The sequence below is a fragment of the Massilia timonae CCUG 45783 genome, assembly GCF_000315425.1.
GTDB classification, from domain to species: Bacteria; Pseudomonadota; Gammaproteobacteria; order Burkholderiales; family Burkholderiaceae_D; genus Telluria; species Telluria timonae.
Genome location: NZ_JH992922.1, coordinates 1,972,868 through 1,983,730, shown reverse-complemented (window position 1 = coordinate 1,983,730; position 10,863 = coordinate 1,972,868). Strand labels below are relative to the sequence as shown.

Genomic DNA, 10,863 nt, shown 5'->3' with positions numbered 1-10,863 from the left:
CACCTCGTTATACACAAGTCCGCCAGCCTCACCACGCCGGCTGAAAATCCCGTTTACTTTCAATGACTTGCCAGCGCCCTTGTAAACCTTTGCAAAATCGCGTTTACTCTCGTCTTTTGCGTGGCGCAATTGGCGAGCAAATCGAAGGGATGGACCGATTCGGAGTTTGAGCAACTCGACCTGGGCGACGCGCGCCTGAACCGGCGAGCGAGGACACTGATGGAAACAATGGCGGGGGCACCGACGGCGAGCGTGCCAAAGGCCTGTAACGGCTGGGGTGAGACGATGGCCGCGTATCGCTTCTTCGACAATGACGGCGTCGACTGGCGGGCAATCCTGGAGCCGCACTGGCAGCAAACGGAACGGCGAATGGCCGAGCAGTCGGTGGTGCTGTGTCTGCAGGACACGACCGAACTGGACTTTAACGGACAGCAGGCGCGCGGCCTCGGACCGCTCAGCTATGAAGCGCAGCGCGGCATGTACGTCCACCCCACCTACGCGGTGACGACGGCGCGCGAGCCGCTGGGGATCCTGGACGTGTGGATGTGGGCGCGCGCGCTGCGCGACACCAACGGCCAGCGCGGCGGCCCCAAGGAAAGCCTGCGCTGGATCGAAGGCTACGAAAGACTGGCGGAACTGGCACCGCGCCTGCCCGCCACGCGCTTGGTGTATGTGGCCGACCGCGAGGCGGACATGCTGCCCTTGATGGCGCGGGCGCAGCAGCTCGACTGCCCGGTGGACTGGCTGGTGCGCGCCGCGCACAACCGCTGCTTGCCCAACAGCGAGAAGCTGTGGCCGCATGCCACGGAAGGCGCGCCGCTGGGGGAAATCGAGTTCGCGCTGGCCGCGCGGCCGGGCGCCAAGGCGCGCATCGTGCGCCAGCAGCTGTGGGCACGCCGGGTCGAACTGAACGCGGGCAAGGGCAAGGTGGTGACCGCCACATGCATCGTGGCGCGTGAACACGGCGCTCCGGCCGGCGTCAAGCCGATCGAATGGCGCCTGCTGACGAACCGGGTCGCCACCAGCGCGGCCGAGGTGGCCGAATTGATCGACTGGTATCGCGCCCGCTGGGAAATTGAAATGCTGTTCAATGTGCTCAAGAACGGCTGCAAGGTCGAGGAACTTCAGCTGGGCACGATCGAGCGCATCGAGCGCGCACTGGCGCTGTACTTGGTCGTAGCCTGGCGCATTGCCTATCTGGTACGCATGGGCCGTACCTGCCCGAACCTGGATGCCCACTTGTTCTTTGATCCCGATGAGATACGCGGCGCCTACTTGCTCAACAAATTACGCCCCCAGCCCAACCCGGCGTTAAACGAAGTAATACGCTTGATCGCCCGCGCGGGCGGCTTCTTGGGCCGAAAAGGTGATGGCGAACCTGGTGCCAAGACCCTCTGGGAAGGGCTGCGCGACGTGCGCGCCTCAGCTCTCACCCTTCAAGCACTACGCGAACTTGGAGACTGACGAGTTGTGTATAACGAGGTGGGCACAAGGAAGTGTCGATTCGTTCCATGGTTGACGAGATTGCATAGTAGTTGCGCTGACAGAAAGCCTCGGTCAAACACAGTGAGCGAGTCGTCAGGAATGCTCTCGAGCAGAGAGTGGGCATGCGTCGTTTCGCTGATGTCGTAGCGTCCAAAACGGGCATCACGGATCAGTTGGGTTTCCATCATCATCAGGGTCACGCCGCGTGCTTGTGGATAGCTGGCAACCTTGTTGTTGGGGTAGATTTGAGAACCAAAGTGCTCGCGATTGTCTGGGCTATCTGCCAGGCGCAATGTCGTGCCATCCATGGCAAGCAGATGCAAGCCCTTGAACAGATAATGCGCTTCATCGTGCGCAATCCACTGCCGCGACGACTTGTGAAACAACCATTCAAGCGGCTCGGAGCCCAAGCGTTGTCGAGCTTGCGTTGTCGCGCTGGAGGTGATGCAACGGTCTGCCAACTCGGGCAATGCCAGGTCGAGCGAGTCGACAATGTCCTTGACGGAACGGTGTCGATAGATCGCCAGAGCAATGACTAGCCAGACGACCTGCTGCGCGGGTAACCGCCGAGAGCGGATAGTCGCTTTATCGTTCGCTACTAACGCAGCTTCCACCCATTCGTAGGGCAGATGTTCGCCAAGGCGGCTCCACTCAAGAGGATTAGGTAGGTCAATGACGAGGGGGATGGCATCAGAAAGCATGGCCGAAAGTTAACATTTCTGAGCCACGTTTACAACGAAAAAATGCCGCAAAGATCGTTAACTTAGCGGCATTATACTCTGACCCTCATTGTTTTGATCGTCGAATCGCTGCTTCTAGAACATTATTCTCTCATAGGAGAAATCATTTCTTGGGTCGCAATAGCGCTTACTTAATTAGATATTCTTGCGCAATTTATGAGTCCTGAAATAATCAGGGTCAGAGTCGATTTGTTGAGCAATTTCTCACCAAATTGGATTAATTGGTGACACAGTCAGCTTGTCAGGCAATTTCTTCCCAACTGAATAATGAGGGTCGGAGTAGAATTAAAAGCAATTCTGGAGAATTGCTCAATAAATCTACTCTGACCCTCATGTTGGGGGTGGGGGTGGTGGCGCACGGGTGAAGATTTCGCTTGCGCGGCGTGATGGGTGAGATAGAATAATGAATGAGAATCATTATCATCTGATGCCACCAACCTGCGTCGAGAGGAACGATATGTGCGACAAACACGCTTCGAACGTGCCCTGCCCTGCTGACGGCACGCAGGGATCGCGCCGGCGGCGCGTGTGGGAGCTGTCCCATGCCTGCCATTGCCCGCTGGTCGGGGTCGGGTTGCCGCTGGGCGGCTTGCGCAAACTGGTGGAGAAGGTGACGGGCGGGAAGGTGCTGCACGACGATTACGACATCCACGTCGGCACCGTCAGCGAGTGCGCCCTGCGCACGCCGGTCGCCGATGCGGTGCAGAAAGAGCTCGAGCGCCGCTATGCGCAGCACGTCCAACGCTTCCGCGCCGCCAAGAGCACCGAGCAGGTCGAGGCCATGTGGGACGCCGCGGTGGCCGCTGGCGACGTCGCCGGGGCGTTCTGGGCGGGGCTGTCGCATCCGCGCTGCAGCACCGCGCTCGAAGAAAAGATGTGCCGCGACATCCATATGGTGCAGCACCAGGCCGGCGCCTGCGCCCGCGCCGACATCAACAAGTTCAATGCAGTCGTCGCCGACAACGCGCGCCTCGAACGCGACGTGGCGCGCCTGCAGGAACGCTGCAATGCGCTGGGACAGGAAAAGGCGGTCGAGTGCGAGCGCCTCGAGCACCAGCTGCGCGCGGCGCGGGCGGCGACCATCGCGCGCGATGGCGACGTCCAGGCCCTGCGCGCCGAACTGGCGCGGCTGCAGGCCAGCGTTCCCGACCTCGACACGCGCGAGCGCCTGGCCGAGCGGGTGGCGCAGATGGAGGCGCGCGAACAGGCGCTGCGCGCCCAGCTGGCCGAGCTGAAGGCGGCGCGCGCTCCTGCTCCCACCCCGGCGCCGGAAGCCGAGGCCGCGCCCGAACCGATCCAGGTGGCGCCGGTCGCGACGCCGGTGCGCCTGGAAAACCGCAGCGTGCTGTGCGTCGGAGGCCGCAGCAGCAGCGTCCCGATCTACCGCAATATGATCGAGCGGGTCGGCGCCCAGTTCGCCCACCACGACGGCGGCCTGGAGGACAGCAGCAGCCAGCTCGACGCCAGCCTGGCCGCGGCCGACCTGGTGATCTGCCAGACCGGCTGCATCAGCCACAGCGCCTACTGGCGCGTGAAGGACCATTGCAAGCGCCACGGCAAGCGCTGCGTCTTCGTCGACAACCCGAGCGTCTCGAGCCTGGTGCGCGGCCTGCAGGAAGCCGCCACCGAGGACACCCAACCCGGCTAATGCTGTTCACGCAGCCAGCGCGCGGATCGCCGCCACCAGGCGCTCCAGCTGCGCCGTGGTCGTGTAGTACGAAGGCGTGACGCGGATGCAGCTGCCGCCGACCGGGCCTTCGCGCGCCACCGTGAAGATGCCATGCCGATCGAGCAGCGTGCGCGCCAGCGCCACGTTGTCCTCGAACGACGTCTTTCCCTGCAGGCGGAACGAGGTCACCGCGCCCGTCATCCCGGCGTCGTCCGGCGTCAGCACCTGCACGCCCGGCAGCGCGCGCACCCGCGTCACCCAGTAGTCGCGCAGCGCGCGCAGGTGCGCCGCGCGCGCCGCGAGCGGAATGCGCGCATGGAAGGCCAGCGCGCTCGGAATCGTCATCACCGCCGCCACGTTCAGGGTGCCGGCGTTCACGCGCGCCCGGATGTCGGTCGGCGGATGCTCGGTGTTGCCACAATCGATGTCGATGTCCTGCAGGCGGCCCTCGCGCACATAGAGGAACCCGAGACCGAGCGGCGCCCCGATCCATTTGTGCAGGTTGGCGCCCACAAAGTCCGCCCCCAGGTCGGGAATGCGGAAATCGAGCTGGCCGAACGATTGCGCGACGTCGACCACCACGTCCACGCCGCGTTCCCGGGCGATGCGCGCGATCTCGGCCACCGGCAGCACCAGGCCGGTGCGATGGTTGATGTGGGTGAGCAGCAGCAGCCGCGTGCGCGGATGGCGCCGCAGCGCCTCGGCATAGGCGTCGATTACGCCCTGGCGCGTGGCCGGCTCGGGAATCGTCACCGAGACCAGCCCGGCGCCGCGGCGTTTGGCCAGCTCGCGCATGGCGTCCATCACCGTGCCGTAGTCCAGGTTGCAGATCATGACCGCTTCGCCGGCCTTCAACAGCCGGTAGTTCAGGATCAGGTTCTGCAGCGCCTCCACCGCGCTGCGCGTGAGCGCGATCTCGCCCGGCGCGGCGCCGGCATACGCCGCCAGCTGCGCGCGGATCGCCGTCATGTCCGCGCGGTCGAAGCGGGTGCGCAGGTAGTGCGAGTGATGGCGGTTCAGGTAGTCGAGATTGCGCTTGTAGTCTTCCAGCACCGGGCGCGCCATGACGCCATAGTAGGCGTTTTCGAGATTGACGATGTCCCCGGCCACGTCATAGCTGGCGCCCAGGCCGGCTTCGTCGGCCGCGGCAACCGCCGCCGGCCAGGGCAGCGCCGCGCCCCCGAGGCTCAGGCCTGCGGCGGTACGCAGCAGCTTGCGGCGGCGATAGGCGATCGGTTTCATGGAGGCTCCCGCGAGAATGGATGTGCAGGAAAGTATAGGCAGGCCAGCGCCGCGCGCCTGCCCCTGGAATGATCGCCCCATAAGCGCCATTGATACCCCGGGCCGGCCCGCGCGCCGCCGGGTTAGAATCGCGCCAACACCCACCACCACCGGACCAGCGCCATGCTCAGCCGCGACATCGAGATCTTCCGCACCGTGATGACCTCGGGCTCCGCCACCCGCGCGGCGAAAGTGCTGGGATTGTCGCAGCCGGCCGTCAGCATGGCGCTGCGCCGGCTCGAGGAGCGCGCCGGCCTGGAACTGTTCCAGCGCCCCGGCGGCAAGCTGCAGCCCACCCAGCAGGCGCAGGCCCTGCTGGCCGAGGTCCAGCGCCACTTCGTCGGCATGGACGTGATCGAGCAGCGCATCCGCAGCCTGAAGCAGTTCGGCGCCGGCCGGGTGCGCATCGCCGCCTTTCCCGGACTTGGCACCGGCTTCGTGCCGCGCGTGCTGGCCGACCTGGCGGCTGCCGGCACGCGCAGCATGGTGTCGCTGCAGGTGATGGGCTCGCAGGACGTGCGCAGCCAGGTGCTGCGCGACGAGGTGGAGCTGGGCATCGCGGCCCAGGACATCTCCACCGCCGGCGTCGAGCATGCGCTGTTCGCGCACTACTTCGGCGTGGTCGCCCTGCCTCCCGGGCATCCGCTGGCGCGCAGCAGCGTGGTCACGCCGAAGCAGCTGGCGCGTCATCCCTTCGTGGCGCTGCATCCGGACGACGCGGTGAGCCAGCGCCTGGACGCGATTCTGCACGCCCACGGCCTGCAACTGCAGACAGTGGTCGAAACCTCGTACACCTTCAGCCTGTGCGAGCTGGTGCGCAACCGCATCGGCGTCGCCCTCGTCAATCCGGTCACGGCGGTCGACTACCTCGATGCCGGCCTGGTATTTCGTCCGTTCTCGGAGCGGCTCGAATTCACGGCGCTGACGATGTGGCCCGCCGGCCGGCCGCTGTCGCCCTTCGCGCGCCAGATGCTGGGCGCCATGCGCGCGCGGCTGCAGGCCGATATGGATGGCTTGCGCGCGACCATGCCGCCGGCCGCGGGCAAGGTCGCGCTGCACCAGTTCCAGCCGCTGGCGGCGTCCCCGGCCTGAGACGGCGGATTCAGAGCAGGTCGATCGAGGCGCTCATCACGCCGACCAGTGCGGCCATCTCGGCCGAATTGGCGATGCCGAGCAGGACGTCGCCGCGATTGAGCGTGCCGTCGTCGATCAGGGCGGCCCAGCCCGCGACCTCGGCCTGGCTGGCCGTGCGCTCCAGGCCCGCCTGGTACAGGTGGGCGACATACTGCGCATTGCTCATGCCGCCGAACTTGCCTTCCGCCGCGCCCACGAAGGTGTCGGCGATTGCCGCCATGCCGATGCCGTTTTCACTGGCCGCGATCCAGTAGTTCAGGCCATCCTGGTCGGGCGCGCGGTCGAACAAGACGTCATACATGCGCACCAGCATGCCGACATCGGTGTCGGCGATCCAGGCGCTGGACCCATACCAGTCCATATACTGCAGCATGGCGAAGTGGTCGGCGAACTCCAGCAAGACGTCTGCCCGCGTGCGCGCGCCCGCGTCCAGCCCGACCAGCCAGCCGTACAACTCCCTCAGGTTGCCGCCGCGCTCCATGCCGTTTTCGTACAGCGACCTGACGAAATCGTCGTCGCTCATGGCATCGTCGGCGCCGCTCGCCGCGAGCAGGCTGGCCGAGATCTCGAGCAGCGACATGCCGGCGGCATGCTGCGCTTCCCAGGCGTCGAGTTCGACGCGGGTCGCCACACGGTCCTCGAGCGATTCGATCATGCGCGTGATGGTGCCGCGCGCCGAGCGTTCGGCGCCGTCGCCGCCGAAATTCAGGATCTCGACGTTCGCGAGAGAGTCGCTGCCTTCGGTGCCGTCGCGGGCCATGACCACGACATGCCCCTGTTCGACCCGGATCGTGTAATCGGCCCGGCTCCCCGCCAGGCGTACGGTGTCGATGCCCATGCCGCCGTCGATCCAGTCGTCACCCGCGCCGCCGGTGATGTCGTCGTCGCCGTCCTCGCCATGCAGGCGGTCATTGCCCGCCCCGCCGTCGATGACGTCGTCGCCGCCGCCGGCATAGGCCACGTCGTCGCCCTCGCCCAGGTTGAGGGTCTGGGCGTCGGCGTCGGCCACCACGTGCTGGTTGCCGGCGCCGCTCCTGACCGTGACTTCACCGGCGAGCGCGGCGAAGCCGATGTGGTCCAGGGTGACGCTGCTGCTCCACAGGCCGCGTGTATCGATGACCACGGCGACCAGCGGATTGCCGGCCGCGGCCTCGACGCCGACCAGTTCCAGCGGGCCGAATAGCGGCGCCGTGCCGAAAGCGGCAGTCGGCGCGATCGTCTGCAGCAGCAGCGGCGTGTTCGCGGCCTCGGCGATGAAGCGGGTGGCGCCGGCGACCAGGCTGGCCTGCGAGGCGGAACCAGCCTCGCTGTGCTGGCGCACCTCGCGCAACAGGTCGGCCAGCGCGGCGCCGGCCGCCTCCGGCGCCACGCTGCCGCTGGCGGTCATGCCTACTTCCGACGGCAGGTCGGCGCGCAGCAGGACCCGGCCGCTGCCGTCGACGACGACCGGCACCGCGCTCGTGAGGCCGGTGCCGTTGGTGTCCGGGCCGTCCACGCGGGCGGTGCCGGCCGTGAGCACCTGGCGCTCTTTGCCGTCGGCCTCGGTGACCGTGCGCACCCGCACCTCGCGGTTATCGATGACGCTGACCTGCGGCGCCGTGCCGGGACGCTCGTCGACGTCGGTAACCCAGATCGTCAACAGCTGCGCGGCAGTGCCGGCACCATCGGTGCGCGTGACCTCGACCTGATAGGTGTTGTTGCCCGCCCCGGCGCCGCGGTCGCGCGGCGATTCGTAGTCCGGCGCCGCGATGAAGCGCAGCAGGCCGGTAGCCTGGTCGATCGTGAACAGCGCGGCGTCGGCGCCGCCGGTGATCACATAGTCGTTGTAGATCGGACCGGACGGGCCCTGGGAGATGATGTCGACGGTGACGTCGCGGGTATTTTCGGCAACCTGCACCACGTCGCCGTTGGGATAGGAAAACCGCGGCTGGAGCGGCCAGGTGGATTCGGCGGCGCTGGCCTGCGAAGTGAATGCGGTTGCCATGATCGTTCCTCGGTATCGGATACCGAGAGTATATCCACCCGGGCGGGCGCACGATGTGAACTCGTCCGCATGGCGCGATTCCATGCGGGCTGCATGGCGCGCGCTTGTTTCACATCCGGAAAACAAAAAAGGTTACGGGCTTGCGCCTGTAACCTTTTGGACCTGCTGAGTATTGGTGCCGCTGACCAACATCGAACCAGCTTTCAGACCCGGACTTGAGTGGAACTAGATATACTGCAAAAACCCATCATATCAATGGCTTAGCGTGGATTGCAAGCTGTTTTAGAAGGTTCACAGAAATGCTATGTGGTACTGAATGTGGAACTGATGTGATACCTCAGGCGAGAATGCCTAACAGCTCCGTAGTTGCTCTGTAGGCAACAGCCGGGTACACTGAGCCGTGCTAGTCGCCCGCAATCGGCCAGAAGCGGTCACATCTAAGGAGCGGTTTCCTCTGGTATTACGGAGGTGCAATTGCGAGCTTTAAACTAATTTAAGTGGATAAAATGCCAAATACTCAACTTTGGATTGAGCCTCTCGGCAACGTTATTGTGGCTCGACTGAGAGGCGAATTAACCGAACACATGCTTGAAGAAACACACGAGCGGGTAGTCCAACTGCTTCAGGATACCGGTTACACGCGCGTACTCTATGACGGATTGGAAATGGAGTCGGATAACGTTGAGCTTGCACTGATGCAAGAAAAACTCGACAACAGAACAAGACAACTATTCCAAGATCGGCCTCTCCGTAAAGCGATTTTGGTTCCGAATACACGACTGGCTTACTTAGCGCGGATCGCCTTCGGACAATTTGGTGAGGGGGAATACCGCGTTTTCTATAACGACCTTACGCAAGCCTTGCACTGGCTTGAGGAGTGAACGGGCGGTCTGCTTTGGGTCGATATCGGTAGTTGTCAACAAAGATGTCGCGTCAAGTCATGCGGCTTTTCTTAATTGCTCTGGCGGTTTCCGTTCCGGATTCAGCCAGACTTCATCGTTCAATTCCCAGTCCCGAGTAGCCCCACTCCAGCGCTCCGGATGGCGTTGCTTCGCAGCCTCGTAGATCTGCTTGCGGTGGTTCAGGATCGCCGCGTCCCTGCCGTCATGGCGCTGCGCAGGCGTCACGAATTTCAGGCCGCTGTGCTTGTGCTGATGGTTGTACCACTGCACAAATGACAGCGTCCATTGCCGCGCCTTTTCGATACTTTCAAACGGCTTGCTCGGATAGTTCGGCCGGTATTTGCAGGTCCGGAACAGTGACTCGGCGTAGGCATTGTCGTTACTCACACGAGGCCTGCTGAACGACGGCATGATCCCCAGCTTTTCTAACGTCGCCAACATTGTGGAGCCTTTCATCGAACTGCCATTGTCCGAGTGGAGCACCACCTCACGCCCGGCCAGTCCCTCGGCCAAGCTGGCCTTGTGCATCAGCAGCGATGCCATTTCAGCCGACTCGGCGACATTCACTTCGTGCCCGACGATCTTGCGGCTGTAGACGTCAAGTACCATGTACCAGTAAAAATACAAGCCCCGCACTCCGGTCGGCAACCACGTGATGTCCCACGCCCACAAGCGGTTCGGCTCGGTTGCGCAGTGGCTCGTGACGACCCTTGTGCTTGGCTTCTTTGCGCGGCCGCGGTGATGCTGCTGCTTCTCGTCTTTCAAGATCCGGTAGACAGTCGATTCTGATGCCAAATACTCGCCTCGATCAGCCAAGGTCGGCACGATCTGACTAGGCGGACTGCTGGCAAATTCAGGGCTGTTGGCAACCTCCAGAATTCGCTGGCGCTCGTCTTCGCTCAGCTTGTTGGCCGGCGCCACGCGGCGGCTGCCTTTTCGTCCGTCAACCTGGCCGTTATCGCCGTCACCGTCGCGCATCCAGCGCTGATAGGTGCGAAGGCTGATCTCCAAGGCGCTACAGGCCTGTGCACGCCGACACCCGCCGTCGACGGCTTCTTCAACCAGTGCAATCACCTGCTGGCGATCTGGAGTGCCGATCAATCGTCCTCGGGCTCCCCCCAGATCGCCTGGGCTTTTTTTCTGAGAATGATCAGCGCCGCTGCCTCTGCCAGTGCCTTCTCTTTGCGCTGCAAATCCTTCTTCAACTGCTTGATTTCTTTGCGGTCGCTTTTGCTTTGCTCGCGCAGCTCCCGGTTGCGCTCGGCCGGTGCTTCATTGGCCTGCTGACAGGCCTCGCGCCATTCGGCAACCTGCTCGACGAACAAGCCTTTGCCACGACAGTATTGAGCCAGTTCCGCCTCGTTCATGTGTGCCGTTTCCAGCACCACGCCAAACTTGTCGGCCGACGACCACACGACCGCATTCTTTCCATTTCCCGGCACCGGCACTCCCTGAGACTGTAGATTTCGTCGCCAAGTATAAAGTGTCTGTTCCGAGATGCCGCTCTCCTTCGCCAGGGCCGATACCGGCCTGTTCTCCGGTGGCATCATTTGCCGAAGAATGGCTTCCTTGCGTTCTGCTGGGTACTGATTCACTGCGCGTCTTTGCTCCGCCCCCGGATGGATTAAAGTGATTCAAGTGACGCGACATCTATCCTGACAGAGGGGG

8 protein-coding genes are annotated in these 10,863 nt (G+C 63.8%); 4 read left to right on the top strand and 4 right to left on the bottom strand.

The annotated features are described in order from the left end of the window. The first annotated feature begins 129 nt into the window (after positions 1 to 129). On the top strand, positions 130 to 1,464 hold the full coding sequence (locus tag HMPREF9710_RS08420) for an IS4 family transposase (RefSeq protein WP_040775238.1): 1,335 nt from the start codon (positions 130 to 132) through the stop codon (positions 1,462 to 1,464). Here HMPREF9710_RS08420 and HMPREF9710_RS08415 read toward each other — a convergent pair. Next, positions 1,437 to 2,186, bottom strand: a complete 750-nt coding sequence (locus HMPREF9710_RS08415) for an IS4 family transposase (protein ID WP_005665551.1) — start codon at positions 2,184 to 2,186, stop codon at positions 1,437 to 1,439. The two genes, HMPREF9710_RS08420 and HMPREF9710_RS08415, sit on opposite strands and share 28 nt — an antisense overlap. Positions 2,187 to 2,682: 496 nt before the next feature. Here HMPREF9710_RS08415 and HMPREF9710_RS08410 point away from each other — a divergent pair, with 496 nt between their 5' ends. Then, positions 2,683 to 3,873, top strand: coding sequence for a DUF2325 domain-containing protein (locus tag HMPREF9710_RS08410; protein ID WP_005665550.1), 1,191 nt, complete (start codon positions 2,683 to 2,685; stop codon positions 3,871 to 3,873). A 6-nt stretch (positions 3,874 to 3,879) separates the two neighbouring features. Here HMPREF9710_RS08410 and HMPREF9710_RS08405 read toward each other — a convergent pair whose 3' ends face one another. Beyond that, positions 3,880 to 5,136 (bottom strand): aminotransferase class V-fold PLP-dependent enzyme, encoded by a 1,257-nt coding sequence (locus HMPREF9710_RS08405; RefSeq protein WP_005665549.1) that lies wholly within the window; start codon positions 5,134 to 5,136, stop codon positions 3,880 to 3,882. Positions 5,137 to 5,298: 162 nt separating this feature from the next. Between HMPREF9710_RS08405 and HMPREF9710_RS08400 the strand changes: the two genes are divergently transcribed. Beyond that, positions 5,299 to 6,267, top strand: a complete 969-nt coding sequence (locus HMPREF9710_RS08400; RefSeq protein WP_005665548.1) for a LysR substrate-binding domain-containing protein — start codon at positions 5,299 to 5,301, stop codon at positions 6,265 to 6,267. A gap of 10 nt (positions 6,268 to 6,277) precedes the next feature. Here HMPREF9710_RS08400 and HMPREF9710_RS26505 read toward each other — a convergent pair whose 3' ends face one another. Beyond that, positions 6,278 to 8,293 (bottom strand): DUF4214 domain-containing protein, encoded by a 2,016-nt coding sequence (locus tag HMPREF9710_RS26505; protein ID WP_005665547.1) that lies wholly within the window; start codon positions 8,291 to 8,293, stop codon positions 6,278 to 6,280. Between the two features lie 506 nt (positions 8,294 to 8,799). Between HMPREF9710_RS26505 and HMPREF9710_RS08390 the strand changes: the two genes are divergently transcribed. Then, positions 8,800 to 9,174: a SpoIIAA family protein gene (locus HMPREF9710_RS08390; protein WP_157225458.1), complete on the top strand. Its 375-nt coding sequence runs from the start codon at positions 8,800 to 8,802 to the stop codon at positions 9,172 to 9,174. Positions 9,175 to 9,231: 57 nt separating this feature from the next. Here the strand turns inward: HMPREF9710_RS08390 and HMPREF9710_RS08385 are convergent. Next, positions 9,232 to 10,790, bottom strand: a protein-coding gene (locus HMPREF9710_RS08385; RefSeq protein ID WP_229409704.1) for an IS3 family transposase whose coding sequence is annotated in 2 segments (ribosomal slippage) — positions 9,232 to 10,328 and positions 10,328 to 10,790 — 1,560 coding nt in all. Because the reading frame shifts where the segments join, the coding sequence is not laid out codon by codon here. Between the last annotated feature and the right edge of the window lie 73 nt (positions 10,791 to 10,863).

What these genes read in the sequence shown, in the direction of transcription:
- HMPREF9710_RS26505 (WP_005665547.1), bottom strand. Translation starts at nt 8,293, where the DNA reads ATGGCAACCGCATTCACTTCGCAGGCCAGCGCCGCCGAATCCACCTGG.
- HMPREF9710_RS08400 (WP_005665548.1), top strand. Translation starts at nt 5,299, where the DNA reads ATGCTCAGCCGCGACATCGAGATCTTCCGCACCGTGATGACCTCGGGC.
- HMPREF9710_RS08410 (WP_005665550.1), top strand. Translation starts at nt 2,683, where the DNA reads ATGTGCGACAAACACGCTTCGAACGTGCCCTGCCCTGCTGACGGCACG.
- HMPREF9710_RS08415 (WP_005665551.1), bottom strand. Translation starts at nt 2,186, where the DNA reads ATGCTTTCTGATGCCATCCCCCTCGTCATTGACCTACCTAATCCTCTT.
- HMPREF9710_RS08405 (WP_005665549.1), bottom strand. Translation starts at nt 5,136, where the DNA reads ATGAAACCGATCGCCTATCGCCGCCGCAAGCTGCTGCGTACCGCCGCA.
- HMPREF9710_RS08390 (WP_157225458.1), top strand. Translation starts at nt 8,800, where the DNA reads ATGCCAAATACTCAACTTTGGATTGAGCCTCTCGGCAACGTTATTGTG.